The organism is Pseudidiomarina sp. WS423 (assembly GCF_050750165.1).
GTDB lineage: Bacteria > Pseudomonadota > Gammaproteobacteria > Enterobacterales > Alteromonadaceae > Pseudidiomarina > Pseudidiomarina fusca.
The window spans coordinates 64,094-90,104 of sequence record NZ_JBOJLN010000007.1 but is presented as its reverse complement, the minus strand read 5'-3'; the positions used below and the strand labels follow the sequence as shown (position 1 = coordinate 90,104).

General features: G+C 50.3%; 25 protein-coding genes. 12 read left to right on the top strand and 13 right to left on the bottom strand.

Features of this window, described 5'->3' with window-relative positions:
• Nucleotides 1-4: 4 nt before the first annotated feature.
• From ACQ661_RS07990 to ACQ661_RS07980, 3 genes are all read right to left on the bottom strand, one after another.
• Nucleotides 5-517, bottom strand: coding sequence for an NADPH-dependent FMN reductase (locus ACQ661_RS07990; protein WP_153826258.1), 513 nt, complete (start codon nucleotides 515-517; stop codon nucleotides 5-7).
• Nucleotides 514-1,170 (bottom strand): DUF2959 domain-containing protein, encoded by a 657-nt coding sequence (locus ACQ661_RS07985; RefSeq protein WP_110076982.1) that lies wholly within the window; start codon nucleotides 1,168-1,170, stop codon nucleotides 514-516. The genes ACQ661_RS07990 and ACQ661_RS07985 overlap by 4 nt, the downstream gene beginning before the upstream one ends.
• A gap of 96 nt (nucleotides 1,171-1,266) precedes the next feature.
• Complete coding sequence (locus ACQ661_RS07980) at nucleotides 1,267-1,983, bottom strand: SDR family NAD(P)-dependent oxidoreductase (protein WP_110076981.1); 717 nt, start codon at nucleotides 1,981-1,983, stop codon at nucleotides 1,267-1,269.
• A 95-nt stretch (nucleotides 1,984-2,078) separates the two neighbouring features.
• Here ACQ661_RS07980 and ACQ661_RS07975 point away from each other — a divergent pair, with 95 nt between their 5' ends.
• From ACQ661_RS07975 to ACQ661_RS07960, 4 genes are read left to right on the top strand one after another with little or no spacing between them, the layout of a single operon-like run.
• Entirely contained in the window at nucleotides 2,079-2,993 is a 915-nt protein-coding gene (locus tag ACQ661_RS07975) for a virulence factor BrkB family protein (RefSeq protein ID WP_110076980.1), read from the top strand.
• Nucleotides 2,990-3,442, top strand: coding sequence for a D-aminoacyl-tRNA deacylase (gene dtd, locus ACQ661_RS07970; protein WP_431668100.1), 453 nt, complete (start codon nucleotides 2,990-2,992; stop codon nucleotides 3,440-3,442). Before ACQ661_RS07975 ends, dtd begins: the two co-directional genes overlap by 4 nt.
• 18 nt (nucleotides 3,443-3,460) lie before the next feature.
• Nucleotides 3,461-4,363 (top strand): bifunctional GNAT family N-acetyltransferase/hotdog fold thioesterase, encoded by a 903-nt coding sequence (locus ACQ661_RS07965; protein WP_313932942.1) that lies wholly within the window; start codon nucleotides 3,461-3,463, stop codon nucleotides 4,361-4,363.
• Nucleotides 4,364-4,376: 13 nt separating this feature from the next.
• Complete coding sequence (locus ACQ661_RS07960; protein WP_110076977.1) at nucleotides 4,377-4,625, top strand: TraR/DksA family transcriptional regulator; 249 nt, start codon at nucleotides 4,377-4,379, stop codon at nucleotides 4,623-4,625.
• On the opposite strand, the gene hutH is transcribed toward ACQ661_RS07960, so the two are convergent.
• From hutH to hutC, 3 genes are read right to left on the bottom strand one after another with little or no spacing between them, the layout of a single operon-like run.
• On the bottom strand, nucleotides 4,622-6,160 hold the full coding sequence (gene hutH / locus ACQ661_RS07955) for a histidine ammonia-lyase (protein WP_153826316.1): 1,539 nt from the start codon (nucleotides 6,158-6,160) through the stop codon (nucleotides 4,622-4,624). The two genes, ACQ661_RS07960 and hutH, sit on opposite strands and share 4 nt — an antisense overlap.
• 14 nt (nucleotides 6,161-6,174) lie before the next feature.
• Nucleotides 6,175-7,854, bottom strand: a complete 1,680-nt coding sequence (gene hutU / locus ACQ661_RS07950) for a urocanate hydratase (protein ID WP_153826261.1) — start codon at nucleotides 7,852-7,854, stop codon at nucleotides 6,175-6,177.
• A 17-nt stretch (nucleotides 7,855-7,871) separates the two neighbouring features.
• Nucleotides 7,872-8,573: a histidine utilization repressor gene (gene hutC / locus ACQ661_RS07945; protein WP_153826262.1), complete on the bottom strand. Its 702-nt coding sequence runs from the start codon at nucleotides 8,571-8,573 to the stop codon at nucleotides 7,872-7,874.
• A 97-nt stretch (nucleotides 8,574-8,670) separates the two neighbouring features.
• Between hutC and hutI the strand changes: the two genes are divergently transcribed.
• Nucleotides 8,671-9,876: an imidazolonepropionase gene (hutI, locus tag ACQ661_RS07940; RefSeq protein WP_110076988.1), complete on the top strand. Its 1,206-nt coding sequence runs from the start codon at nucleotides 8,671-8,673 to the stop codon at nucleotides 9,874-9,876.
• Here hutI and ACQ661_RS07935 read toward each other — a convergent pair.
• The 7 genes from ACQ661_RS07935 to priA all read right to left on the bottom strand — a co-directional run bounded on the left by ACQ661_RS07935 (nucleotide 9,815) and on the right by priA (nucleotide 18,006).
• Nucleotides 9,815-10,891 carry a formimidoylglutamase gene (locus ACQ661_RS07935; protein WP_431668099.1) on the bottom strand — a complete coding sequence of 359 codons (1,077 nt, stop codon included), beginning with the start codon at nucleotides 10,889-10,891 and terminating at the stop codon, nucleotides 9,815-9,817. The two genes, hutI and ACQ661_RS07935, sit on opposite strands and share 62 nt — an antisense overlap.
• Before the next feature lie 3 nt (nucleotides 10,892-10,894).
• The gene (gene rraA, locus ACQ661_RS07930) at nucleotides 10,895-11,380 is read right to left on the bottom strand and encodes a ribonuclease E activity regulator RraA (RefSeq protein ID WP_110076973.1); all 486 of its coding nucleotides are present in this window, start codon (nucleotides 11,378-11,380) and stop codon (nucleotides 10,895-10,897) included.
• A 133-nt stretch (nucleotides 11,381-11,513) separates the two neighbouring features.
• Complete coding sequence (gene hslU / locus ACQ661_RS07925; protein ID WP_110076972.1) at nucleotides 11,514-12,851, bottom strand: HslU--HslV peptidase ATPase subunit; 1,338 nt, start codon at nucleotides 12,849-12,851, stop codon at nucleotides 11,514-11,516.
• A complete protein-coding gene (gene hslV, locus ACQ661_RS07920) occupies nucleotides 12,844-13,380 on the bottom strand; it encodes an ATP-dependent protease subunit HslV (RefSeq protein WP_110076971.1) in 537 nt (178 codons plus the stop codon). Before hslV ends, hslU begins: the two co-directional genes overlap by 8 nt.
• A gap of 64 nt (nucleotides 13,381-13,444) precedes the next feature.
• Nucleotides 13,445-14,008, bottom strand: a complete 564-nt coding sequence (locus tag ACQ661_RS07915; RefSeq protein WP_153826264.1) for an SPOR domain-containing protein — start codon at nucleotides 14,006-14,008, stop codon at nucleotides 13,445-13,447.
• A 2-nt stretch (nucleotides 14,009-14,010) separates the two neighbouring features.
• Nucleotides 14,011-15,753 carry an arginine--tRNA ligase gene (gene argS / locus ACQ661_RS07910; protein ID WP_431668098.1) on the bottom strand — a complete coding sequence of 581 codons (1,743 nt, stop codon included), beginning with the start codon at nucleotides 15,751-15,753 and terminating at the stop codon, nucleotides 14,011-14,013.
• An 81-nt stretch (nucleotides 15,754-15,834) separates the two neighbouring features.
• Complete coding sequence (priA, locus tag ACQ661_RS07905; RefSeq protein WP_313932936.1) at nucleotides 15,835-18,006, bottom strand: primosomal protein N'; 2,172 nt, start codon at nucleotides 18,004-18,006, stop codon at nucleotides 15,835-15,837.
• 193 nt (nucleotides 18,007-18,199) lie between these two features.
• On the opposite strand from priA, the gene rpmE reads away from it, so the two are divergent.
• From rpmE to argH, 7 genes are all read left to right on the top strand, one after another.
• The gene (gene rpmE, locus ACQ661_RS07900; protein WP_110076968.1) at nucleotides 18,200-18,415 is read left to right on the top strand and encodes a 50S ribosomal protein L31; all 216 of its coding nucleotides are present in this window, start codon (nucleotides 18,200-18,202) and stop codon (nucleotides 18,413-18,415) included.
• 368 nt (nucleotides 18,416-18,783) lie between these two features.
• A complete protein-coding gene (locus ACQ661_RS07895; protein WP_110076426.1) occupies nucleotides 18,784-20,028 on the top strand; it encodes a malic enzyme-like NAD(P)-binding protein in 1,245 nt (414 codons plus the stop codon).
• 87 nt (nucleotides 20,029-20,115) lie between these two features.
• On the top strand, nucleotides 20,116-21,135 hold the full coding sequence (gene argC / locus ACQ661_RS07890; RefSeq protein ID WP_431668097.1) for an N-acetyl-gamma-glutamyl-phosphate reductase: 1,020 nt from the start codon (nucleotides 20,116-20,118) through the stop codon (nucleotides 21,133-21,135).
• A complete protein-coding gene (gene argB / locus ACQ661_RS07885; protein ID WP_153826268.1) occupies nucleotides 21,132-21,899 on the top strand; it encodes an acetylglutamate kinase in 768 nt (255 codons plus the stop codon). The genes argC and argB overlap by 4 nt, the downstream gene beginning before the upstream one ends.
• Nucleotides 21,900-21,937: 38 nt before the next feature.
• Entirely contained in the window at nucleotides 21,938-22,846 is a 909-nt protein-coding gene (argF, locus tag ACQ661_RS07880) for an ornithine carbamoyltransferase (protein WP_110076429.1), read from the top strand.
• A 2-nt stretch (nucleotides 22,847-22,848) separates the two neighbouring features.
• Nucleotides 22,849-24,087: an argininosuccinate synthase gene (locus tag ACQ661_RS07875; protein ID WP_153826269.1), complete on the top strand. Its 1,239-nt coding sequence runs from the start codon at nucleotides 22,849-22,851 to the stop codon at nucleotides 24,085-24,087.
• Nucleotides 24,084-25,928 carry an argininosuccinate lyase gene (gene argH / locus ACQ661_RS07870; RefSeq protein WP_431668096.1) on the top strand — a complete coding sequence of 615 codons (1,845 nt, stop codon included), beginning with the start codon at nucleotides 24,084-24,086 and terminating at the stop codon, nucleotides 25,926-25,928. The genes ACQ661_RS07875 and argH overlap by 4 nt, the downstream gene beginning before the upstream one ends.
• Nucleotides 25,929-26,011 lie beyond the last annotated feature (83 nt).

Below are 26,011 nucleotides of genomic sequence, written 5' to 3'. Positions count from 1 at the left end.
AAAATTAGCCACCTTGCGCAATAAAGCTCTCAATAGCTGCTTGGTCAAACTCAGCTAGGCTTTCTGCGCTGGCATTAGCGCAGCTAAGAAACATGGGTGCAACCCAACTTTGTACAGCACTCATCACTGTATTTAAATGGGTCAATACCCGCATACAGCCTAAGCGACCTGGCGCAGCGCCAGCTAGTAACACGGTTTTACCCTGCCACGGATTCTGTGGTAGCCGGGTCGACCAATCAATCGCATTTTTTAATAAAGGCGGAATCGAACTATTGTATTCAGGCGATACAATAATCACTTTGGTGACGTCGTTGATAGCTGTCGCTAGCTTCTGAATATTTGACGGTACTCCATTTTCTTGCTCGTAGTCGCCTTGATACAAAGGTGCATCTAAATCGGCGGCAGCATACAGGTGGCAGGCCTCGCCCGCAGCCGTTGCGACTGCCGCAATTCGTTGCTGCAGCACGGCATTAATAGAATCTACGCGGCTGCTGCCGGCAATGATAAGTAAACTCATGATTGTCCCTCTTGCATGGCTTTAATAAAGGCGTCAGATTCCGCTATTGCCGCTTCCATTTCTTTGATCAACACAGCTATATCCGTTTCTAAACTACGATACTCGCCGCGAATGGCATCTACCGCCGACGCATTGAGGTTATGCTTTAAAAATAGAACGTTGTCCTGCAGTTTAGCTAACACGGGGTCCATGGTTGCCGCGGCCCGCTCCATACTTGCTAACAGACTTTTGTACCGCCGTTCGGTATCACGAAGTGAGCGCTCGCTTTGGCGACGCATGGCGTCATTAGAGTACATCGCAAGTTCATCTTGCCATTCGTCAAACAGTGCTTCGGCGACATCATGAATAGCTTCAATGCGATCGTTAACCCGCTCGGCCGCCGCTTTACTGGCTTCATAATCATCATTTAACGCATTGTAGCGCTGCTCTAGCTCACCACCGTCAATGTTCAACAACGCATCAAGTTGTTCTAACGCTGATTTAAATTCTTGCTGGGCATCGCCTTGCGCTTCACGAGCATCGTCCACTCTATCCACGAGAATATCGCGCTTATGAATGCCGACTTTTTCCATGGCGCCGTAGTAAGCACTTTGGCAGCCCGTTAACAGTACTGCGCCTAAGGCAACACTGGCAATCTGCAGCAGAACTCGCATAACATCTCCTTATTTGCTGTGGTGTAATCACCACAGTATACCTGCAAGGCTGTTGTTTAATAAAGAAACTAACCAACAAACTATCATAGCCACCATCTAAAAAGGTAGTAAGGTACCGTCCCAATGCCAAAGCGCACCGCTGTGCTGCGGATCGAGTTGTGCGATGACAGCTGCAATACGTTGTGCCGATAGTTGCGCAGAGTAGAGCTTATCTGGCGTGAGTCGGGCTTGGAAGGGTTTAGAAAGTTCGGTATCCGTGGTACCCGGATGAATCGCTGCGATGGTGAGCTGTTTATGTGTACGTCGTAACTCTATCGCGGCGGTTTTAAGCAACATGTTTAGGGCCGCTTTACTGGCTCGATAACTGTACCAGCCTCCCAAATGGTTATCAGTGATACTGCCAACCTTGGCGCTCAATTGCACAAAGCTGCATGGTTGCTGCCGAGGTAAGTAAGGCACTAATTGCTGTAACAGCAATAGCGGCAATATGGCATTCACCTGATATTGATGTTGTAACTGCGCCAGATTAAGATCCGCTAAACGCTTTTCTGGCTGATAACTATCGGTGTGTAATAACCCAATAGCGCTAAGCACCCCACTCACGACCTGACCGGCGGCCAACTGCTCCGTTAAGACTTCAAACAGCGGCGCTAAATGCTCTGGCTGGTAACCTGCGACTTGTACCCAAGTCACCTCAGCGGCCAAGGATACCGGCGGCGCTGTTCGAGAAACAGCAATCACAGGTTCAGCTTGGCTGTAATAATCCACCAACGCACGACCTAAACCACCATTTGCACCTATAATTATCCGCATACTTGCTCCTCTATCTTGATATAGTCTTTACGCAAGCACTAGGGTTTGGGATTATAACGCCCTACTAAATAGTCAGATTAACTCAAGGAATCACCATGACCGAGCTGTCATCTTGGCAACAACAAGGGTTAGAACGGCTGCGCTACGCAGGGCGGTTTTTGTTGTATTTTGGCAAGCGCTGTTTAGACGACCGCGTCACCATTATTGCCGGCCACTTAACCTTTGTTAGCATGTTGGCGTTGGTGCCGATGATGGTGGTGATGTTCTCGATTTTCTCGGCTTTTCCTATGTTTGAAGAGTTACGTGAACAGCTAGAAGCCTTTTTATTCGCCAATTTGCTGCCCACTTCTAGCGAAGTCATTAGCGAGTACTTAAATACCTTTGTTGGTAATGTTTCTAAGATGACCACCATTGGGGTGGTTTTTGTGATTGTGGTGGCGGTAAATCTTATCAGCACCATTGATGCCACCATGAACCGTATTTGGCGTAACCATCAACGCCGCCGCATTGTGGTTGCGTTAGCTGTGTACTGGATGATTTTAACCTTGGGCCCTATTTTGATGGGTTCGGGAATGGCCGTGAGCTCTTATCTGATATCTTTGACGGCATTTGCTGAAGATTACGTATCAGGAATTCGTACCACGCTCCTCAGCGCAGTGCCGATTGTCACCTCGCTGGTTGCTTTTTTACTGCTGTACGTAATGATGCCGAACCGTATCGTACGGGTGCGGCATGCCTTTTGGGGTGCGTTGCTAGCGGCCATCTTGTTCGAAGTCAGCAAAAGAGGCTTTGCGGCCTATATCACTGCTTTCCCTAGTTACGAAGCCATTTATGGGGCTTTGGCTGCTATCCCAATTTTGTTACTGTGGATTTTCGTGTCATGGAATATTGTGTTGCTGGGTGCCGAATTAACCGCAAGTATTGAAGAGTTCACTACCCCAGCGGCACCTCCTGAGGCCGATCCCGCTGCAGCAGCAACCTCTAACACTGGAGATCAGGGGTCTGAATGAAAGCTTTAATTCAACGAGTGCGCCAAGCTAGCGTGAGTGTGGCTGATGTTAAGGTTAGTGCGATAGAACAGGGCTTACTGATCTTGCTCGGGGTAGCCACCAGCGATACCCTAGCTGATGCGCACAAGTTAGCGAACAAAGTGGCTCACTATCGCATCTTTGCCGATGCCGATGACAAAATGAATGTGAGTTTAATCGATGCCCGTGGCCAAGCGTTAGTGGTGTCGCAGTTTACCTTGGCAGCCGATACTGATTCTGGCCGACGGCCAAGTTTCTCTACTGCGGCAGCTCCGGCTCAAGCAGAGCCTCTTTATGAGGCCTTTGTTGCAGAGTTAACTAAGCTTGGTATTTTCTGCCAAACCGGTCAGTTTGGTGCCGACATGCAAGTTAGCCTGGTGAACGATGGCCCCGTGACTTTCTTACTGCAGGTACCCGCAGCAAAGACTTAGTAAAGGATAAAAACATTTATGTATCGAGTAATTACGCCGTCTACGCCAGAACAATGGGAAAGTTATTATTATCTGCGCTGGCGGGTATTGCGCGAGCCTTTTCAACGTCCACGCGGCTCTGAACAAGATGAATATGATGGTGTAGGTCAACATCGTATGGTGGTGAACAGTGCCGGCGAAGCCATTGCTATTGGCCGTTTACATTTTAATAGCCCTGACGAGGGACAAATCAGGTTTATGGCCTCGGCTCCTGAGCACCGGGGCGAAGGCCATGGCGTAGCTATCGTGCATGAACTAGAAAAGGTAGCTCGTGCTGAAGGTGCCAAGCATGTTGTGATTAACTCACGTGATAATACCCTCGGTTTTTACATTAAATGCGGCTACGAGGTGGTAGAAGAAGGCGATACCGTGAAAAACCCGCAAGCCGAGCACCAGTTGCGCAAAACCTTTACCGAGTTTAACCGCATTATTTATCGTCCTAGTTGGTGCCAAGATCTACAACAAACCTGGCATCAAGAAATTCCTATCACGGATACCATGGGCATACGTATTACTCAGTATACGGGGCGCGAATTTGAGACGGCTGCCATCTTGTCGCGCAATATTAATGTGCATGGCACTATGTTTGCCGGCAGTATTTATTCACTCGCAACCTTGACATGCTGGGGCTTACTGCATTTACAATTGCGCGAAAGAGAGTTAGCCGGAGCCATTGTGTTAGCCGATGGACAGATCAGCTACCACAAACCGGTGAGTAAAGAACCTAGAGCGCTGGCTCGCTTATCAAGTTTTACCGGGGATTTAAGCAGCCTTAGCCAGGGGCAAAACGCACGCGTAACGCTTAAGTCGCAAATTTACGATGGCGATAAACCGGTCGCAGAATTTACTGGCCAGTTTGTTGTTTTAGCGAAGAAAAAATAAAAAGGACGTAAACATGAGTGAATCATTAACCGCCCAGCAGTTGTTACGCATCCGTAGTAAGTTAGAAACCGTGGTCAACGAGCAACCCAACAGCCGTAACGCTGAAAGCGCACAAGCTGCACTGCAACGTATGCGTAGTGGCGAATATGGCTATTGTATTGAGTGCGGTGACGAAATTTCAGCAGCGCGGCTAGCAGCCAAACCAGACGTTGCTCTGTGTGTTGACTGCCAAGCGCTTAAAGATGAAGAAGAGGACGCTTAAGCGTCCTCAAGTAATGCCCCGGTGGTTATTAATGAAGATAACTCACCTTGCTTGATAAGCTGTGAAATAGCAGCGATATCAGGCGAAAAGTAACGATCTTGATCATAAAAACCTACCTTTGACCTTACCATGGCATGCGCCTGTTCTACTGCATTAGCAGCTTTTAACGGGCGTCTAAAATCTAACCCTTGAGCCGCTTCTAATAGCTCAATAGCTACAATATCACGCACGTTAGCTGCAATATCTGACAATCTTCGTGCGGCAAAGGTAGCCATAGACACATGATCTTCTTGGTTTGCCGAGGTCGGCAGACTATCAACCGATGCCGGATGCGCTAGGGTTTTATTCTCTGAAGCAAGAGCAGCTGCAGTCACCTGCGCCAGCATAAAGCCCGAGTTAACCCCACCGTCATTCACTAAGAAAGGTGGCAAGTTACTTAGATGGTGGTCGATTAAAAGTGCACTACGGCGTTCCGATAAGGCACCAATCTCACTGGCCGCAATCGCTAAGATATCAGCTGCCATTGCCACTGGTTCGGCATGGAAGTTGCCTCCTGAAATAATGTCGCCATTATCAAAAAATACCAGCGGGTTATCGGTTACACCATTAGCTTCGCGCACCAAAATAGCGCTGGCATGTTGCAGCTGATCAAAGACCGCACCCATCACCTGTGGTTGGCATCGCAACGAATAAGGATCTTGAACTTTTTCGCAATCCGCATGGTTACTACCAATCTCTGACGTATCACCCAAGAGCTGCCGGAAGCTCGCTGCGACAGCGATTTGGCCGGGTTGACCACGCACCGCATGAATTCGTGCATCAAAGGGTGAACGCGAGCCCATGGCAGCCTCTACTGACATAGCTCCAGTGACCAAGGCTGCATCAAATACCCGCTCGATTTGGAATAAACCATGCAACGCCAAAGCCGTGGACGCTTGGGTACCATTAAGTAGCGCTAAGCCCTCTTTGGGTGCTAAGCGGCCGAGCGGCTGCAACCCTACTTTAGCTAAACCGGTAACCGCATCGTAGATCTCGCCATTGATGCGAACTTGGCCTTCACCTAGTAGTGGCAACACCAGATGCGCCAGCGGGGCTAAATCACCCGACGCACCTACTGAGCCTTTGCTGGGTACGCAGGGGTACACTTGATGATTAAGTAAATCAACCAACGCATCAATAACCTCTTGGCGGACGCCAGAATAGCCACGGCTGAGCGAGTTGATTTTGAGTAACAACATCAAGCGGACAACGGTATCACTCATCAGCTCTTGAGTACCTGCAGCATGGGATAACACAATACGGCGCTGTAGATCTTCTAATTTTTCGGGTGGGATACGAGTGTTTGCCAGCAAGCCAAAGCCGGTATTAATGCCATAGACCACTTTGCCGGCGGCCAGCACCGCAGCTACGGTTTGTTGTGACTTAGCAATTGCTTCATAAGCTGCGCTCGTCAAACTCAATTGCTGTGGCTGCTGCCACCAGTCGCGCAGTTGCTCTAAACCCAATGCACCTGGCTGTAATTCAAAACTTGGCATCTTCGTCATTGCTGTCATTTGGATTGCTCCACCATAGGTAAATCTAAGCCTTGCTCACGGGCGCACTCTTGTGCAATTTCGTAGCCAGCATCGGCATGACGCATCACGCCAGTGCCAGGATCGTTCCATAACACTCGGCCTAAACGTTGCTCAGCAGCATCACTACCATCAGCAACAATCACCACGCCGGCATGTTGGGAGTAACCCATACCAACCCCGCCGCCATGATGTAGGCTAACCCAAGTTGCGCCACCTGCGGTATTTAACAAGGCGTTTAACAACGGCCAATCTGACACTGCATCGGAGCCGTCTAACATGCTTTCGGTTTCGCGGTTAGGGCTGGCCACAGAGCCAGAATCTAGATGGTCACGGCCAATCACAATCGGCGCTTTCAACTCGCCGGTTCTTACCATCTGATTGAAAGCTTTTGCAATGCGCGCACGGTCTTTTAGGCCAATCCAGCAAATACGAGCCGGCAAGCCTTGGAAGGCAATACGTTCACGCGCCATATCTAACCAATTATGTAAGTGCTTATCGTCTGGGATAAGCTCTTTCACCTTGGCGTCCGTTTTATAGATATCTTCAGGGTCACCAGATAACGCGACCCAACGGAATGGGCCTATCCCTTGGCAAAACAAAGGACGAATATAAGCTGGCACAAAGCCTGGAAAATCAAAGGCATTGGCTACCCCCACATCCTTTGCCATCTGCCGAATATTATTGCCATAATCAAGGGTTGCCGCGCCTCGCTGTTGCAGCGTTAACATGGCTTGTACTTGTACTGCCATCGACTGTTTCGCGGCAGCTACGGTGGCGGCTGGGGCTTGCTGCTGTTGTAGCTGATAGTCGGCTAAACTCCAACCTTGTGGGACATAGCCATGCAAAGGATCGTGTGCTGAAGTTTGGTCTGTCACCACATCGGGAGTAACCCCACGGGCTACCAGCTCCGCATAAACATCGGCGGCATTGCCAAGCAAGCCAACCGAAATAGCTTCGCCCTTGGCTCGTGCTTGCTCTAGCAGTTGCAGTGCTTGATCTAGGCTTTCGGCTTTGTAGTCCAGGTAGCGCGTGCGCAAGCGAAAATCAATTCGAGTTTCGTCCACTTCAACAGCCAGCATACTGTAGCCCGCCATGGTTGCCGCCAGCGGCTGCGCTCCACCCATACCGCCAAGCCCGCCGGTAAGGATCCAACGGCCACGAGTTTCGCCGCCAAAATGCTGGCGCGCCACGGCCACAAAGGTTTCGTAAGTACCTTGAACAATGCCTTGCGAGCCGATGTAGATCCAAGACCCTGCGGTCATTTGACCGTACATCATCAAGCCTTGCTGATCTAATTCGTTAAAGTGCTCCCAAGTGGCCCACTGAGGTACTAAATTTGAGTTGGCAATCAGGACTCGCGGCGCATCTTCATGAGTCGTGAATACTCCCACTGGCTTACCCGATTGAACCAATAAAGTTTGATGGGGCTGCAAGCGTTCTAATACTTCAACGATTTTATCGTAGGCTTCCCAGCTGCGCGCGGCGCGGCCAATACCGCCATACACCACGAGCGCTTGCGGATGTTCTGCCACTTCTGGGTCGAGATTATTCATCAGCATCCGTTTGGCAGCTTCAATCTGCCAGTTTGCTGTAGTGAGCTGACTACCGCGGTCTGCACGAATCTGGCGACTGCTATCTAATCGGGTGAAACTCATCGTAGCTCCTTTGCTTACTAAGATTTAAAGGTTAAATGGCCGCCTAGCACAAAACGTGAACCTGGATGGGTTAGCACGGCATAAGTAACAATACCGGCATGACTCCAGGTACGGCGAATAATCCGTAGGCACGGCTCTGGCTTGCTTAAGCGCAACCATTCACACAATTGTGCACTAGGGCTAACCGCTTCAATTTGGTGGCTAGCTTCGGTTAGCGGTGATTCCGCACTCAAATATTCATGCGGGGTGAGCTTGGTAAAATCTTGTTTGAGGTAGTGCGTGGCCATGGAAGGGTTCACGTAACGCTCTTCTACCTGCACCGGCACCCCGTCTTCTAGATGAGTGATGACCGAGAAAAAGACTTTGCTGGCTACCGGTACTTGCAGAAACTCCGCGACTTGCGGGCTAGCCGGTTGAGCTTTAAGTGTGTGCACAATAGCTTGATGCTGGTGGCCGCGATTGGCAATTTCATCGGCAATATTGCGTATAGCCATAAAGGATGTTTGCGACTTTAGCGGCGCCACATAGGTACCAGAGCCTTTGTTGCGCAACACCAAGCCCTCATCCGCCAGTTCTTGCAGGGCACGCCGCGCGGTCATGCGACTCACGTTAAATTGCTGTGCTAAGGCATTTTCTGAGCTTACCGGATGATTTTCAGGCCACTCTCCAGAGGCTATTTTTTGATACAGATGTTGTTTAATAACCGAGAACTTTGCCATGCCTCTACACTTTAAGATTTATTAAATTGTGCTAGAGTGTAGGCAAGCTTAATTGTATATACAAGTAGCAAAGGGAAAATTCATGTCAGCTTCCACCCTGCAAGCCATCCACAATGTCCGTTTAGCCACCATGCAAGGCGATGGCTACGGTCTTATTGAACAAGGCCTGATTGTGTTTAACGCTAGCGGAATTCAGTATGCTGGTGAGCATCTCAGTCATGCCGAAGGAGGCCCTGATCTAAGCCAAGTAGAATTGCTTGACGGTGGCGGCGGCTTGGTTACCCCCGGCCTGATTGACTGCCATACTCATTTAGTTTGGGCAGGCTCGCGCGCTAATGAGTTTGCCCAGCGTTTGCATGGCGCTAGCTACGCTGATATCGCTGCTCAAGGCGGCGGTATTGCAGCTACCGTTGCCGCCACTCGAGCGGCAAGCCTTGAGCAAATAATCGCGCTGAGCCAACCACGCTTAGAGGCGTTGATGCGTGAAGGCGTTACTACCATCGAGATCAAGTCTGGCTATGGCCTCAGCTATGAGCATGAGCGGAAACAGCTATTAGCGGCTAGAGCCTTAGCCGATAACAATCCAGTGTCGGTGGTAACCACTTTGCTCGCAGCCCATGCCTTACCACCTGAATATCAACAGCAGCCTGATGCATACATCGACCTCATTGTAGAGCAGATTCTACCGCAAATAGCAGCCGAGGGATTAGCCGACGCAGTGGATGCTTTTTGTGAGAAGGTGGGCTTTACCACGGTTCAAACTGAGCGCGTGTTTGCTGCAGCCAAAGCGCTAAATCTGCCGGTTAAATTACATGCAGAGCAACTCAGTAACCAAGCAGGGAGCCAATTAGCCGCGCGTTATCAGGCGTTATCTTGTGACCACCTCGAATATCTCGACGAGGCTGGCGTCGCGGCCATGGCGGCGAGTAATACCGTTGCGGTGTTGTTACCCGGAGCTTATTACTTTTTGCGGGAACAACAATTACCGCCATTAGCATTGTTGCGTGAGTACCAGGTACCTATTGCCTTAGCAACGGATGCCAACCCAGGCACTTCGCCTATTTTTAGTTTGTTATTGATGTTGCAGATGGGCGCGACATTGTTTCGGCTAACCCCAGAAGAGTGTTTACGTGGAGTAACGGTGGCGGCCGCACAAGCACTGGGGCTTCACGACCGCGGTCAGTTAAAAGCTGGAATGCGGGCTGATCTATGCTGGTGGGACTGTGCCGACCCAGCCACACTTAGCTATCAGTTTGGCCTGCAGCAGTTGCGTGGTTGCTGGCATCAAGGTCAACGCCGATAAAAGCCAGCATTAATTCGCTGAGTAGTTGCCCGCACACCATGTCTCCCACAGCCTGTCCGGCGGGGTGTAAGCTGGGTGCGGCTTCCGCTAAATGCAGGTATGCGGCATGGGGTAACTGCGCCAATTGTGCGACAAACTGACAGGCCTGCGCCGCACTCACGCCTAAATAATTAATCGCACTTGCAGGCGCACCTTGAATCGCATCAATATCCACTTCTATGCCTAACGGCAGTTGCCCCTGCGCTTGCTGCGCTAGTTGCGCTGACCACAAAGGTTGCCAGCCCTGTTGGTAAATGGCTTGAATACTGCTGTAGCTAAACCCAGCAGCAGTTAATGCTTGCAGGCTGGCGGCATTGTTCTTAGCTAGGTGTAGCCCCATCACATGGTAGTGTTGTAACACCCCAGCCGCATGTGCATAAGAAAAACCATTACCGCTATGGCGCCCTTCTAAAGCACGAAAATCAGCATGGGGATCTAAATTGATGGCGGCAACAGGGCTAGCTTTGGCAGTGGCTAATGATTGTAATAACGGATAGGCATTATTGTGTCCGCCACCGATTAAAATCACCCGAAAACCTTGGCTAAAGAGCGGCGTCAACACAGCGCTTAGGCGACTATCAAGCTCGGCACACAGCTGCCTTAATTGGGCCAATTGTGACGGCTCCGTTACCTCAAGCTGGTTCGCTTGTTGCTGTAAATCATCACAAGCTAAAGCGCCTAGCATCAGTATCTGATCCGTTACTAGGTGGGCGTTAGCTTGTAAATTGAGCCAGCTTTTTAAGGCGGCATGAAAGCCATGTTCAGCACCCCCTCGGCCTAAGTTGGCACGCGGGCCAATACCTTCAGGCACGCCAATAATCGCGATTCTTTGGCCTTGCTGCCAAGCATGGGCGAGGGCCTTGTTATAAGCAGGGATATCAGCAACAGGTGGTAGCCAAGTGAGCACTTGGCCCAAGCGAGTTTCACCGCTACGAGGGGTAAACCAAGTAGCGGTGGGTAGGGCTTCAAACAACATAGGTTATTCGATATCGAGAGGTTCTGGAGAAATAATCACGCCGGTACTATCAGCATAAAGATGGTCTTCAGGTAAGAAGGTTACCCCACCAAAGTTCACTGCTGCGTCCACTTCACCAACGCCTTCACTGATGGCTCCAACCGGAATAGAAGCGACTGCCATAATGCCCATATCAAGCTCGTCTAGAGCTTCAACATCGCGCACTGCGCCATAGCAAACAATACCTTCCCAGTCGTTATCAAAGGCTAATTCAGCGATAGCAATATCAATCAATGCACGTCGATTAGAACCGCCGCCATCAATTAAAAGTACTTTGCCAGTGCCTTGCTGCTGTACGACTTCTTCAATCACGCCTTTATCTTCAAAGCACTTGATGGTGACTAACTGACCACCAAAACTGATGCGCCCGCCATAATGAATAAACATGGGCTCGACCACATCAATCATGTCCGGATATAAATCGCAAAGTTCTGAAGTATTGTATTCCATGGCCATTCCCCTACTCTCTGTGCTGGCAACCTACCTGCGGGCTTGCAGGTAGGCACCGATGCGTTAACTTTGCACAGTATAGCGGGTAAACGGCCTAGGCAAAAGCAAGGCTTTACTGCGTTAGCTCAAGCGCTTACAGAATAAAGCGACTTAAGTCTTCGTCTTGTGCTAATTGGCCCACATGTTGCTCGACATAGGCAGCATCAATTTCAATTCTCTGCCCATGTAAGTCACTGGCTTTAAAAGATATTTCTTCCATCAAACGCTCCAGCACTGTGTGCAAACGACGCGCCCCAATATTTTCCGTGGTTTCGTTCACATGAAACGCTGTTTCAGCAATCCGCGCAATCCCATCTGCGGTAAATTCAATATCTACCCCTTCGGTTGCCATCAAAGCCTTGTACTGGGTAGTTAAAGAGGCATTCGGCTCGGTCAGAATGCGCACAAAGTCACCGCTGGTTAGCGCATTAAGCTCAACTCGAATAGGTAACCGACCTTGCAGCTCAGGAATCAGATCTGATGGCTTAGACATCTGAAAAGCACCTGAAGCAATGAACAAGATATGGTCGGTTTTTACCATGCCGTGCTTGGTTGATACTGTGGTGCCTTCTACGAGTGGAAGCAAATCGCGTTGTACGCCTTCGCGACTTACATCTGGGCCCGAGACATCACCGCGCTTACAGATCTTGTCCACTTCGTCTAAGAACACAATGCCATTTTGCTCAACCGACTGCAGCGCCTGCTCCTTGATTTCTTCAGGGTTTAGCATTTTCGCCGCTTCTTCTTCAATCAGGTGCTTGAAGGCGTCTTTGATCTTCAGCTTCTTCGGTTTTGCTTTGCCGCTACCTAGGTTTTGGAACATGCTCTGCAATTGCGAGGTCATTTCTTCCATTCCTGGTGGCGCCATAATTTCTACGCCCATTTGCGGCGCGCTTAACTCAATCTCAATTTCTTTATCATCAAGCTGACCTTCGCGCAGTTTTTTGCGGAATACTTGGCGAGTATTACTGCTATCACGCTCTGGCTCGGCTTCGTCAGCCCAACCGGTCTTTTTAGCGGGTGGCAATAGCGCGTCGAGAATACGTTCTTCAGCGGCTTCTTCAGCTCGGAAACGTACTTTTTGCATCATCTGTTCACGCGTTTGCTTCACTGCTGTATCAGTAAGATCGCGAATGATAGACTCCACTTCTTTACCAACATAGCCAACTTCAGTGAATTTAGTGGCTTCTACTTTGATAAAAGGAGCATTGGCTAACTTAGCTAACCGCCGTGCGATTTCAGTTTTGCCCACCCCGGTTGGCCCTATCATCAAAATATTCTTTGGGGTCACTTCAGGACGCAATTCATCACTTAACTGCATCCGTCGCCATCTGTTACGTAGCGCTACTGCGACTGCTTTTTTGGCATTGTCTTGGCCAATAATATGACGGTTAAGTTCGTCAACAATTTCACGTGGGGTCATATCAGACATTGGCTACCGACTCCTGCTCTTCGATGGTTTGGAAACTATTAGTAAAGACACAGATATCACCTGCGATAGTGAGCGCTTTCTCAACAATCTCCCGCGCGCTTAAATCGGTGTTTTCGAGTAGTGCCGTGGCTGCTGACTGGGCAAACGGCCCGCCTGAACCAATCGCAATGAGATCATGCTCGGGTTGCACTACATCACCATTACCAGTGATGATCAGTGACGTATGCTTGTCAGCCACGGCCAACAGCGCCTCGAGTCGGCGTAGAGCACGGTCGGTACGCCAGTCTTTGGCAAGCTCAACAGCAGCGCGCATGAGGTTACCCTGATGCACCTCAAGTTTCTTTTCAAAACGTTCAAATAGGGTGAAAGCATCCGCAGTACCGCCAGCAAACCCAGCCAATACTTGACCGTTGTATAGCCGTCTTACTTTGCGTGCATTGCCTTTCATTACGGTGTTGCCAAGTGAAACTTGGCCATCGCCACCGATGACAACTTTGTCACCGCGGCGGACAGATACGATAGTAGTCACAATTCGTCCTCTTGGTTGCTATGAACCAGTTATGAGGACGAATTTGCGAAATTCAATAGGCAGGTTATTCCCAATTCCAAATCATGCAATTGTGAATGCGGGCACGTTCTAGCTTGTGGCGCTCGGCTTCGGCTTCGCGTTTTGTTGCGTAAGGCCCTAGAATCACTCGATGCCAGGTGCCAGTTTGACCTTCGGTAGTACGGACTTGCGACTCTAAGCCGGCCATCGCAATTTGCGCACGCAAGCGCTCTGCATCGGCCAATTGCCGAAACGAACCGCATTGCATCACTTTCGGTGGGCCCACCTCACGTTCTGGCACATCCACAATCACTTCTTGGTTTTCTAGCTCGTCAATATACTCCCAGCGCTCTTGCGGTAACTCTGGCAGTTCATTGATGGATTGTGGCACCGTCGCTGGCACAGGCTCGGGCTGTGACTGACTGACCGCTGGTTGCTGATGGCGTTTACCAGCGATAGTAACCAAACCCCACACGAACAAGCCAACCAGTACCAGAGCTAACACCACTATGCGCCAAGGCACAGCGCGTTGAGCTGAGGCCTTTTTGGCGGCTGGCTTTTTCTTTACCGGTGGCCGTTTGGGTGGACGCTTACGATTGGCGTAATCCATGCTTACATCTTCTCAAGTGTATGAATACCCAATAACTGCAACCCTTGGCGTAACGTTTTGGCAGTTAAAGCGGCTAACTTCAAGCGACTTTGACGCAGCGCTTGGTCGTCTTGCTGTAAAATCGGACAGGCTTCATAGAAACTTGAGAATTTACCCGCCAACTCAAACAGATAGCCACATAAGAAGTGTGGCATGGCTTTATCTGCAACTTGCTGCACCACTTCGTTAAAGCGAACTAATAAGTTGGCTAACTCCAGTTCACGCTCATCATTTAAGACAAACTCGCCACTCACTTCTGCCGGATTGATCTGGGCCTTGTTAAAAATACTGACCACCCGCGTGTAAGCATACAGCAGATAAGGCGCAGTATTGCCTTCAAAGCTAAGCATGGTGTCCCAATCAAAAATGTAATCGCTGGTGCGATTTTTTGATAAGTCCGCGTATTTCACTGAGCTGATACCGACCACTTTAGCTACGTGCTCTTGCTCGGCGGCAGTTAAATCTGAATTTTTCTGCTGCACCAGTTCTAGCGCGCGTTTTTCTGCCTCATCAAGCAAATCTGCTAACTTGGTGACACCACCGTCACGACTCTTATACGGGCGCCCATCTTTACCCATCACGGTACCGAATCCGTAGTGGTCCATTTGCAAATCAGCCCGGGCAAAGCCGGCTTTTTTAGCTAGGGTAAAGATCTGCTGAAAGTGTAAGCCTTGGCGTTGGTCAACAAAGTACATCAAATGGTCGCCATGCAACACATTCTGGCGGTAGCGTACTGCTGCCAAATCGGTGGTTGCATACAAGTAGCCGCCACCCGATTTTTGTACGATAACCGGTAGCGCTTCACCATCTTTATTCTTAAATTCGTCTAGGAAGACACATTGTGCACCTTGGTCTTCTACTAACAGACCTTGTGCTTTTAAATCTTCAATGACTTGCGGCAGATCCTCATTGTAAGCACTCTCCGCCATCACATCAGCTCGTGTAAGGGCCACGCCTAAACGGTCGTAAACTTCTTGGCAGTGGCTTAACGACACATCGATAAACTGTTGCCATAACTGACGGCAGCGCGCCTCACCCGATTGCAGCGCAACCACCAGCTCGCGCGCGCGGTTAGCAAATTCAGGGCTGTCATCAAAACGTTTCTTGGCCGCCTTATAAAAGGTCTCTAGATTACTAAGCTGCATGTCTAACTCAGCATCACCTAGTTCTTCCATGTGCGCTAATAGCATCCCGAACTGGGTACCCCAATCGCCCACATGATTCTGTCGTACCACCTTGTGGCCCAGCAATTCTTGTACCCGCGCCACAGCGTCACCGATAATAGCTGAACGCAAATGGCCAACGTGCATTTCTTTGGCGAGGTTAGGCGATGAGTAATCAATCACGATGGTTTTTGCCGCCGAGGCCGCTTGAATCCCCGTAGTTGCACTGGCTAAAGCGTGCTCCAATTGATCAATCAGCTGCTGTTGGCTCAGGGTGAAATTGATAAATCCTGGCCCTGCGATATCCGCTTGAGCTAACCAATCAACCTTAGGTAAGGCTGCTATCAACGCCTCGGCTAGGGCGCGCGGGTTCATTCCCGCCGGCTTGGCCAAGGTCAGAGCTAAGTTGGTGGCAAAATCGCCATGGCTTTTATCGCGGGGGCGGTCGAGCAGAATGCGTGGTTGCACATCGGCTGGTAGCACGCCCTGTTGCTGTAAATCAGCAATCGCGGTGGCAAGAATTTGTTCCAACTGTTCTTTCATTGATATGGCCTTAAAAACAAAGAGTGAAAAGCAAAAAATATCTTGCCGCATTTTACGCTGTTGGGGGCAGAAAAAAAACCGCTAGGTGAAGTCTTGTGGGTCAACATCTAACGACCAGCGCACTTTGCGCAGTTCGGCGCGCTGCTCTAATTGAGGCAAAACATGACGCAGCACTTGCGCACGAAGCCCACGCTGTTGAAATTGCAGCAATAATTGAAACCGGTGGCGACCTGCTCGGCGTTCCAGTAACGCTGGTAATGGCCCTAACACACTGATGTCAGCAATCTCGTTAAAGTAGCTGGCAATAAATTCCAGTGCCGCGACGGCTGCAGTCGCATGCTGAGCTTCTGCCCGAAACAATGCTTGATAGGAAAATGGCGGCAACTGGGTAAGCTGACGCTCATGCAGCGCCGTCCGCGCAAAATGCCCGTAGCCATTATTGACCAAGTCTTGTACGAGCTCGTGCTCCGGATGATGGGTTTGCAGCACCACTAAGCCTTGTTTACTAGCCCGCCCGGCCCGACCTGCTACCTGGGTATAGAGTTGGCCTAGGCGTTCGGCTGCACGATAATCGGCACTGTATAAAGCGGCATCAACATCTAGCAAAGCAACCAAGGTTACTTCAGGAAAATGATGTCCTTTGGCTAGCATTTGGGTGCCCACTAAAATCTGATACTTATTAGCGCGCGCATCTTCTAAGTACTTCGCTAAACTACCTTTGTGGCGAGTACTGTCACGGTCGATACGCAGCACTGGATACGCTGGGAACAACTCAGTGAGCGTTTGTTCCAATTGTTCAGTACCAACCCCGCGGCCTACTAATTGCGTTGAACCACAGTCGTGACATTGCTGCGGCAGGCGTTGCGTGGCCCCGCAATGATGGCAATGTAGCTGTTTATCCCCTTGATGGACAGTGTAATAAGCATCACAGCGGCGACATTGGGCTAGCCAACCGCATTCATGACAAAGCAGTGCCGGTGCATAACCGCGCCGATTTAAAAACAGTAGTACCTGTTGTCCTGCAGCTAGTTGTTGCTCAATGAGGCTAATCAAAGGTTTGGATAAACCAGCCTTAAGTGGCTGATTTTTCATATCGATGACGACGTGCTTGGCAGGTTTAGCCAAGCCAGCTCGCTCGGTTAGTTGTAAATAGCCGTAACGCCCCTGTAAGGCATTATTGAGAGTTTCGAACGAGGGAGTCGCTGAACCTAGAATCACCGGCACCTGCTCTAATTGAGCGCGCACCACGGCAAGATCGCGAGCATGATAGCGAAAGCCGTCTTGCTGCTTTAGCGAGTTATCATGTTCTTCATCGACCAAGATCATGCCTAACTTGGCGCAGGGCGTGAAAATAGCCGAACGGGTACCAATGATGATGGCAGCGCTACCCGCGCGCGCATCTAACCAAGCATCCAAACGCTCGCGGTCAGTCAGCGCTGAGTGCAACATCACCACAGGGACGTCAAAACGTTGTTGAAAACGCCGTAAGGTTTGCGGTGTCAGCCCAATTTCAGGCACCAGCATCAGCACTTGTTTGCCCTCTCGCAACACTTGCGCCATCGCTTGCAGGTACACTTCGGTTTTACCACTGCCGGTAATGCCTTCCAGCAAATAAGGCCGCGGCTGCGTTGCCGCAGCAATAGCCGCAACCGCAAGGGCCTGCTCAGGATTTAACTGCAATGGCTCGGCAGCAATCTTAAAGCCCCACTGCGTATCGGCTGCGGGCACATGAGTTACAGCCTCAACCCAACCTTTGCTTTGTAGGGCTTTGAGGGCGCTTGCTGAAAACTCTTCAATGCGAATATCGCGTGCTAACAACGCACGCTGCTGCAGGGTAGCCAACAATCGTTGCTGCTGTGGAGCGCGCTGCAATGGTGCTAACTCTTGTGCGGCTCCAGCGTTAGTCACTTGATAGAGGGTGGTAGCTTGATAAGAGGCACCTTCACCTTGGCGCAGTAAAGCAGGCAAGGCATGTTGCAATACATCGCCGAGTGGATGCTGATAGTAATCAGCGGCAAAGGTCAGCATCTGCCACAGGTGCTCAGGCCACAAGGATTGCTCGTCAAGCACCTCGAGCACGGCTTTGCGCTGGTAGGGCTGCGGCTGCTCTGCGGCACCAATACAAATTCCGACCATCACGCGCTTACCAAACGGCACCCGTACCCGCGCCCCTCGCGCTGGCAAGGTGCTGCAGTCATAGTCGAATAGGCGCAGCAAGGGTACCGGCAGCGCAACTTGAATTACCTGAGTCATAGTTCCAGTTTACCTGAGCGCAGGCCTCGGGTTAAAGCTTTATCGGCTACTTTACTAAGCGCCAAACATCCGTTACAATTCGCGCCCTAATTTTGAGCGATTGGATAATAATCCATCGTATTGTGTATTGATGAATTTGCATGGTGCTCGGCAGCAGATCGGGTGGCGATGCAGCCTAACTGAGGTAACCCCCATGAAAGAAGGTATTCACCCTAATTACAGCGCAATGAAAGTAACTTGTGCATGTGGCCACTCGTTCACCACCAACTCAACCAAAGGCGGCGAGTTGCACTTAGACGTATGTTCAGAGTGTCACCCGTTCTACACTGGTAAGCAACGTATCATGGATACCGGTGGTCGTATTGAGAAGTTCAACAAGCGTTTCAGCGTGTTGGGCGGCAAGAAGTAAGCTGTTTTCAAGCTCTTCTAGCGAGATTTGCAAAAAAGGCGCCGAAATGCGCCTTTTTTGTTTGAATATAGTCTTTAGCCATTGTTTTATAAAGATTTTGATATGGTGCTAATTTAAGCACCTGTACTTTCTACCTGTTGTATCATCCCGCTGTTTGCCTCGTCACGAATAGTTTAATCTCACCTTATATCGACCCAACCATCGCTGCTCTTGGTTATTCAATATCGCCCGCTCAACCGCCTAACTGAACTTGTTATGAGGTATGACATGTTGAAAAAATCATTGCATCTAACCCGTCAATTATTCATCATCGTTATATTCTTTATAACCCCTGTTAAATTGGCGATAGCCCAAGGTGCATAACAACCATGACCGACTTTCGTAAACAGGCTTTGGATTATCATGCGTATCCAACGCCAGGTAAAATCAGTATTGAACTCACAAAACCAGCCGCAACCAGTAAAGATTTAGCGCTAGCCTATAGTCCCGGCGTTGCTGAACCTGTGCGTGCTATCGCTGAAAACCCTGATGATGTTTACAAATACACCGCTAAAGGCAACATGGTCGCAGTTATCTCTAATGGTACCGCTATTCTCGGATTAGGTAACTTGGGGCCGATGGCATCTAAGCCCGTGATGGAAGGTAAAGCTCTGTTATTCAAGCGTTTTGCTGGCTTAGACTCGATTGATATTGAAGTCACCCACCGTACCACCCAAGACTTTATCAATACCGTTGCCAATATTGCTGACAGTTTTGGTGGGGTAAACCTCGAAGATATCAAGGCTCCAGAATGCTTTGAAATCGAACAAGCCTTAATTGAACGTTGTGATGTGCCGATTTTCCATGATGATCAGCATGGTACCGCTATTGTAACCGCAGCAGGTTTGCTCAATGCGTTAGAAATTCAAGGCAAAGAATTACGTAAAGCGCAAATCGTGTGTCTAGGTGCTGGCGCCGCCGCTATTGCCTGTATGGAGTTGCTGATAAAATGCGGCGCGCAACGTGAGCATATCTATATGCTCGATTCAAAAGGCGTGATTCATACGCGCCGTGAAGACTTAAACGAATACAAAGCCCTGTTCGCCAACAACACCGATAAACGTACGTTAGCTGAAGTGATTACCGAGGCCGATGTCTTTGTTGGGGTATCGGGTCCGAATCTGTTACCGCCCGATGCGTTAAAATTGATGGCCGCTAAGCCTATTGTCTTTGCTTGTTCTAATCCAGATCCTGAAATTAAACCTGAGTTAGCTGTTGCTGTGCGTGATGATCTGATCATGGCAACTGGGCGTTCAGATTATCCAAACCAAGTGAATAACGTACTCTGTTTTCCATTCATTTTTAGGGGCGCTTTAGATGTGCGTGCGCGAGCTATCAATGACGAGATGAAGCTAGCGGCTGTCGAAGCCATTCGCCAATTAGCCAAAGAGCCTGTGCCAACTGCGGTTCTTGAAGCTGCAGGGGTTGATAAACTTGAGTTTGGGCCAGATTACATCATCCCCAAACCGCTCGACCCACGGTTACGCACACGGGTTTCTAAAGCCGTTGCAGAAGCCGCCATAGCGTCAGGCGCTGCACGGATTAAACTACCGAAAAATTACATGCAGGAATAATTCAACAAGCAATATATTTATGCTTGTTTAATGAATTTTTATTCACTATACTTACGCCATTGTTAACTGCGTAACGTATGATTGTGGATGAACCAGAGTAAATTAATTCCTTGTGCTGTATTTGGGGCCAGCGGCTATAGCGGTGTTGAACTGGTATGGCTGCTGCATAATCACCCGCAATTTAACGTTGCCTACGGGTTTACCTCTAGCGCACGTCCCGCAGAACCTATCGCTGCTTTGTATCCGCAACTAGCCGGACGCTGTGACCTGATTCTGCAACCTTGGCATCCCAACTTGTTAGGCGCTGTCGCCCAGCAAGTTCGGGTTGCATTTTTAGCGCTCCCTCATCAAGCCAGTGCCGAACTTGCGCCGTTATTAATCAAGGCAGGCATGACTGTGTTTGATTTATCTGGCGCTTTTCGGTTACAAGATGCTAAGCAGCATCAAGCGGCCTATGGCTTTAAACAGCCGCACTTAGCCCAGCCAGTTCCTTATGGCTTAGCCGAATGGGTTGACTTACAAGGTGACGAGCCGCTTATCGCCGTGCCTGGCTGCTATCCTACCGCAGCAGCAACTGCACTGATGCCGGTGCGGGCCATGCTTAAGCCCGATATTGCCCCTATTGTAAATGCTGTTAGTGGCGTTTCAGGTGCAGGACGCGCAGCTCAAGCTCATACCAGCTTCTGTGAAGTAAGCTTGCAAGCCTATGCTATTGGTACTCACCGCCACCAAGCTGAAATGGCCCAAACGTTGGGCTGCGAGCTTCTATTCGTGCCGCATTTAGGCTCGTTCAAACGGGGTATTCTAGCGACTGTGTACGCCCAATTAGCCGCAGGCGTAAGCGCGCATCAAGTGCAGCAAGCCTTCCATCAGGCCTATGCCGACCAGCCTCTAGTACGAATTTGCCAAACCCCACCCAAGCTGGCGCAAGTAGTGGGCACGCCTTATGTGGATGTGCACGTTACTGTGATAGGTAGCCAACTGGTGGTGTCTGTTGCTCTGGATAACTTACAAAAAGGAGCCGCTGCACAAGCTGTACAATTAGCTAATCAATACATTGGCTTACCCACTGAGTGTGGCTTACTGCATGCTGGAGCTGTGATATGAGCGTGCCACTCGTGATCAAATTAGGCGGCCGCGTGGTCACTGATAACGACTGCTTGCAGCAATTGTTCAGCACAGTTACACGGCTTGCGGCACTACGGCCGTTGGTGCTGGTTCACGGCGGCGGCGACCAAGTACAAAGCTTATTACAACAGCTTGGCCAGAGCAGCCACAAAGTAGATGGGCAACGGATCACGCCTGTCGCCCACATGCCGATTGTGGCGGGAGTCTTAGCCGGTGATATCAATACCCAATTGTGCGCAGTAGCGCAGCAACATCAATTGCTTGCGGTAGGTTTAACCCTAGCCGCTGGCGGCACCGTACAGTGCAGCCAAGACACCAGCCGGGGCGCGGTTGGAATTCCTAGCCCGGGCTCAGCGCAACTGCTAGAAAGTCTGATTGAACAGAATTATTTACCCATTGTGAGCTCCATTGGGGTGAGTGCAGCGGGCGAGCGGCTAAACGTGAATGCCGACCTTGCTGCTGCAGCGATTGCCCAAGTGCTACATGCAGATCTTATTTTACTGACCGACGTGCCTGGCATTCTTGACCAGCACGGTCAACTCATCGATACCATTCACGCCGACCAAGCTCCTGACCTGATTGCCAGTGGTGTCATCAAAGACGGGATGGTGGTGAAACTGCAAGCAGCATTGCAAGCTGCACACGCCTCGCGACGAAGCATCGCGGTGGCCGGCTGGCAAGATGCCAACGCGCTCACCCGTTTGGCTAAGGGTGAAGCCGCCGGAACCCGCGTTAGATATTAAGCCGACGCTATCCATCTGATTACTTACTGGAATTTACTATGCATGATTTATTAGCTATGCGCGATTTAAGCAGCGCACAGGTCACTCATTTATTGGAATTGGCGCAGACCATCAAACAGCGTCCGAGCGCTTGGCAGCAAACCCTACAAGGCAAAAGTATTGCGTTGTTGTTTGAAAAGCCGTCATTACGCACCCGCGCCAGCTTTGCCGCAGGTATTCATCGGTTAGGTGGCCACAGCATCTACCTTGATGCTGCGCAATTGATGGGAGTACGCGAGCCGGCCAGTGATGTTGGCGCTAATTTGGCTCTTTGGCACGATGCTATCGTAGCACGGGTTTACGCTCAGGCGACCTTGGTCGAACTTGCCGCCGCATCTGATAAACCCGTGGTGAATGCTCTTAGTGATGAGTGCCATCCCTGTCAGGCATTAGCGGATCTGCTTACCTTAAAGGAGCATGCTGGCGAGCTAGCAGACCTTACTCTAACCTACATTGGCGATGGCAATAACGTCTGCCAAGCATTGATGGCTGGCGCTGCCGCTACCGGGATGAACTTGCAAATTGTAACCCCCGCTGATTATCAACCAAACCCAGCCTTGGTGGCCTTAGCGCAACAGCAGGCACAAACCACGGGCAGCCAGATCAGCTTGCATACCCAGATCACGGAGCTGCAACAAACCGATGCTATTTATACCGATACTTGGTTCTCGATGGGGCAGCAGCGCGATAGTAACGAGGTGATGCATGACTTTGCTAGCTACCAAGTTAATAGCGCGCTGATGAAACAACTAGGAGCGCGCTTCTTTATGCATTGCTTGCCTGCCTATCGCGGTCGTGAGGTTACGGCTGAGGTTATCGATGGGCCACAGAGCTTGGTGCTACACCAAGCGGAAAATCGTTTGTTTGCACAAAACGCCATTCTTGTTGAATTATTTGCTGGAGCTTAATCATGACTGCATCTGTTAAAAAAGTTGTTTTGGCCTACTCTGGTGGTCTTGATACTTCTGCCATTGTGCCTTGGTTAAAAGAGAACTACGACTGTGAAGTGGTAGCGTTTGTGGCCGATGTGGGCCAAGGTGAAGATGAGCTAGAAGGCGTTGAAGCAAAAGCTATCGCTTCTGGCGCCAGCAGCTGTCACATTGTTGATTTAAAAGAGCAGTTTGCTCAAGAGGTTATTTACCCGACGCTGAAAACGGGAGCCTTATACGAAGGCCAATACTTATTAGGCACTGCGCTCGCTCGGCCGATTATTGCTGCTGCACAAGTCGCGGTAGCGCGCCAAGTAGGTGCCGACGCACTGGCTCATGGCTGTACCGGCAAAGGTAATGACCAAGTACGCTTTGAATCCGCTTTTGCCGCTCTTGCTCCTGATCTTACCGTGATTGCGCCTTGGCGCGAGTGGAGCATGCGGTCGCGGCCAGATCTCTTAGCCTATCTTGCTGAGCGCAATATTCCGTGTGCGGCTTCAGCGACTAAAATTTACAGTCGTGATGCTAACTTATGGCACATCTCTACCGAAGGCGGTGAATTAGAAGACCCGTGGAACGAGCCATCAGCGCAAGTATGGACTTGGACTGTCGCCCCAGAGCAAGCGCCGGAGCAACCAGAATATTTACAGTTAAGCTTTACTGCTGGCAGCCTCACTGCGATTAATGAGCAACCGATTGCGGCAGTAGCGGCAATTGAGCAACTCAATAAAATTGCTGGAGCCCACGGTATTGGCCGCTTAGACATGGTAGAAAACCGGTTGGTTGGGATGAAGTCACGCGGCTGTTATGAAACTCCTGCTGGCACGGTTTTATATGCAGCCCTGCAAGGCCTTGAAAGCTTAGTTCTAGATCGTACCACGCAAGATTATCGGATTCGTTTGGGCAACGAGTTTGCGCAACTTATGTACGATGGCCGCTGGTTTACTCCACTCAAAGATGTGATGTTAGCTGCGGCAGAACAAATTGCGAAGCCTTTAACCGGTGATGTGGTGGTCAAACTCTACAAGGGTACCGTGAGCGTCACGCAAAAACGTTCACCCAACAGCTTGTACTCCAATGCTTTTGCTACGTTTGACGAGGATACTGTTTACAACCAAAAACATGCCGAAGGCTTTATTCGTTTGTACAGCTTAGCTAGTCGTATTCGTTGTTTACATCAAACTGCCGCAGCTGAAGCTGCCGACAAGGAGCAACCATGAGTTTATGGGGCGGGCGTTTTAGCCAAGCCAGTGCCGATGAATTCAAGCAGTTTAATGACTCGCTGCGGTTTGATTATGTACTGGCACCATTTGATATCCAGGCTTCTCGGGCGTGGGCTGAGGCCTTATTGAGTGCAGAGCTGATTAGCTCTGCCGAACAACAACAGCTGGACCAAGCCTTGGCGGAATTAGCGCAGGCGGTAACGGTTGATCCTCAGTTGCCCTTGCAAAGCCAGGCTGAAGACATTCATAGCTGGGTGGAAGGCGAGCTGATCAAGCGGATTGGCGATACTGCGAAGAAGCTTCACACCGGCCGTAGCAGAAATGATTTAGTGGCGACTGATTTACGCTTGTTGTGTAAACAGTTTACCCAGCAACTCATTCGCGAAAACTTAGCCGCTGTGCAGGCTTTGCTCGAATTTGCTAAACGCTATCAAACCAGCTTATTGCCGGGCTACACCCACTTGCAACGGGCCCAGCCGATAGTAGCTGGGCACTGGGCTATGGCCTACGTACAGATGCTACAACGCGATGTTAGCCGGCTACGCGATGCCGGCAAACGGATGGATGTCTGCCCGCTCGGTAGTGGTGCCTTAGCAGGAACAACTGCCGCCATCGATCGGCAGGCGTTGGCGCACGAGCTTGGCTTTCGTCAAGCATGCGAAAATAGCTTAGATGGTGTGTCGGACCGAGATTTCGCCCTAGATTTGCTGCATATCGCTAGCACCGGGATGATGCATTTATCGCGTCTGGCCGAAGATGTCATCTTCTATTGTTCTGGCGAAAGTGGCTGCTTTGCCATGAGCGACCGTATCAGCAGCGGCTCATCGTTAATGCCACAGAAGAAGAACCCAGATTTGTTTGAGTTGTTAAGGGGCAAAACAGGGCGAGTTCTGGGCCATTTACAAGCGTTGTTCATCACCTTAAAAGGCTTGCCATTAGCCTACAACAAAGACATGCAAGAAGATAAAGAAGGCCTGTTTGATGCCCTACAGACCTATCAGCATTGTCTGGCCATGCTCGCGTTCGCCTTACCTGAGTTATCGGTGAATCAAGACCATGCCGCCCAGCAAGCTTTGTTGGGCTACAGCAATGCGACTGAATTGGCTGATTACATGGTGGCGCAAGGGATTCCGTTTCGGGATGCTCATCACCTTACCGGTAGCTTAGTGCTCTTGGCTCAGCAAGCTGGCGTAGCACTCGAGCAGCTCGATTTAGCCGCCATGCAACAAGTGTGTCCGCAGTTGCAAGCCGATGTCTATCAGGTTCTTGATAGCCAATACGGTTTGCATAAGCGGCAGGCTCTGGGTGGCACCGGCCCAAGCGCCGTTAAACTAGCTATCAAGCACGCCGAAGACTGGTTACATGCGGCCGAAGCGGCAAGTAAACATGTGCGCCAAGCTCGTTTAGCAGACGCCGACAAGATTTGTGAATTGATCGCCTACTGGGCTGAGCAAGGTGAAAACTTACCTCGTGACAAAGCGGATGTATTGCAAGCGATTCAGAGCTTTGCCGTAGCAGAAATGAATGATGAAGTGGTAGGCTGCGCAGCACTTTACGTCTACACCACTGGCTTGGCCGAAATTCGTAGCTTAGGATTATTTCCACAAGCGCAAGGTAAGGGGCTGGGAGCAGAATTGGTCGCTTGGTTACTCTGGAAGGCACGTGAGCTTGGGATTAAACGGACCATAGTGCTAACCCGTGTACCTGAGTTCTTTGGCAAGTTGAACTTTAAGCTGACGGTGAAAGATGCGTTACCAGAAAAAGTGATGAAGGACTGCGACATCTGTCCTCGTAAAGAGAACTGTGACGAGACCGCGCTTGAGTATTTATTGAAATAACCAGACTTAACCGCCCCTGCAAGTGACCCGTAGTAGAAGTAGTGCTGCTGCCACGGGTTATTGCTTGGTCGCTGTGCTACAAA

Excerpts from the sequence above, each read along its gene's own strand:
- priA (WP_313932936.1), bottom strand. The coding sequence starts at position 18,006 with ATGACTCAGGTAATTCAAGTTGCGCTGCCGGTACCCTTGCTGCGCCTA.
- ACQ661_RS07980 (WP_110076981.1), bottom strand. The coding sequence starts at position 1,983 with ATGCGGATAATTATAGGTGCAAATGGTGGTTTAGGTCGTGCGTTGGTG.
- hslU (WP_110076972.1), bottom strand. The coding sequence starts at position 12,851 with ATGTCTGATATGACCCCACGTGAAATTGTTGACGAACTTAACCGTCAT.
- ACQ661_RS07965 (WP_313932942.1), top strand. The coding sequence starts at position 3,461 with ATGTATCGAGTAATTACGCCGTCTACGCCAGAACAATGGGAAAGTTAT.
- hutH (WP_153826316.1), bottom strand. The coding sequence starts at position 6,160 with ATGCCAAGTTTTGAATTACAGCCAGGTGCATTGGGTTTAGAGCAACTG.
- rraA (WP_110076973.1), bottom strand. The coding sequence starts at position 11,380 with ATGGAATACAATACTTCAGAACTTTGCGATTTATATCCGGACATGATT.
- ACQ661_RS07915 (WP_153826264.1), bottom strand. The coding sequence starts at position 14,008 with ATGGATTACGCCAATCGTAAGCGTCCACCCAAACGGCCACCGGTAAAG.
- argH (WP_431668096.1), top strand. The coding sequence starts at position 24,084 with ATGAGTTTATGGGGCGGGCGTTTTAGCCAAGCCAGTGCCGATGAATTC.
- ACQ661_RS07990 (WP_153826258.1), bottom strand. The coding sequence starts at position 517 with ATGAGTTTACTTATCATTGCCGGCAGCAGCCGCGTAGATTCTATTAAT.
- ACQ661_RS07875 (WP_153826269.1), top strand. The coding sequence starts at position 22,849 with ATGACTGCATCTGTTAAAAAAGTTGTTTTGGCCTACTCTGGTGGTCTT.
- argF (WP_110076429.1), top strand. The coding sequence starts at position 21,938 with ATGCATGATTTATTAGCTATGCGCGATTTAAGCAGCGCACAGGTCACT.
- ACQ661_RS07935 (WP_431668099.1), bottom strand. The coding sequence starts at position 10,891 with ATGTTGTTTGAAGCCCTACCCACCGCTACTTGGTTTACCCCTCGTAGC.
- rpmE (WP_110076968.1), top strand. The coding sequence starts at position 18,200 with ATGAAAGAAGGTATTCACCCTAATTACAGCGCAATGAAAGTAACTTGT.
- ACQ661_RS07985 (WP_110076982.1), bottom strand. The coding sequence starts at position 1,170 with ATGCGAGTTCTGCTGCAGATTGCCAGTGTTGCCTTAGGCGCAGTACTG.
- hutU (WP_153826261.1), bottom strand. The coding sequence starts at position 7,854 with ATGAGTTTCACCCGATTAGATAGCAGTCGCCAGATTCGTGCAGACCGC.
- argC (WP_431668097.1), top strand. The coding sequence starts at position 20,116 with ATGAACCAGAGTAAATTAATTCCTTGTGCTGTATTTGGGGCCAGCGGC.
- argS (WP_431668098.1), bottom strand. The coding sequence starts at position 15,753 with ATGAAAGAACAGTTGGAACAAATTCTTGCCACCGCGATTGCTGATTTA.
- dtd (WP_431668100.1), top strand. The coding sequence starts at position 2,990 with ATGAAAGCTTTAATTCAACGAGTGCGCCAAGCTAGCGTGAGTGTGGCT.
- argB (WP_153826268.1), top strand. The coding sequence starts at position 21,132 with ATGAGCGTGCCACTCGTGATCAAATTAGGCGGCCGCGTGGTCACTGAT.
- ACQ661_RS07895 (WP_110076426.1), top strand. The coding sequence starts at position 18,784 with ATGACCGACTTTCGTAAACAGGCTTTGGATTATCATGCGTATCCAACG.
- ACQ661_RS07975 (WP_110076980.1), top strand. The coding sequence starts at position 2,079 with ATGACCGAGCTGTCATCTTGGCAACAACAAGGGTTAGAACGGCTGCGC.
- hutC (WP_153826262.1), bottom strand. The coding sequence starts at position 8,573 with ATGGCAAAGTTCTCGGTTATTAAACAACATCTGTATCAAAAAATAGCC.
- ACQ661_RS07960 (WP_110076977.1), top strand. The coding sequence starts at position 4,377 with ATGAGTGAATCATTAACCGCCCAGCAGTTGTTACGCATCCGTAGTAAG.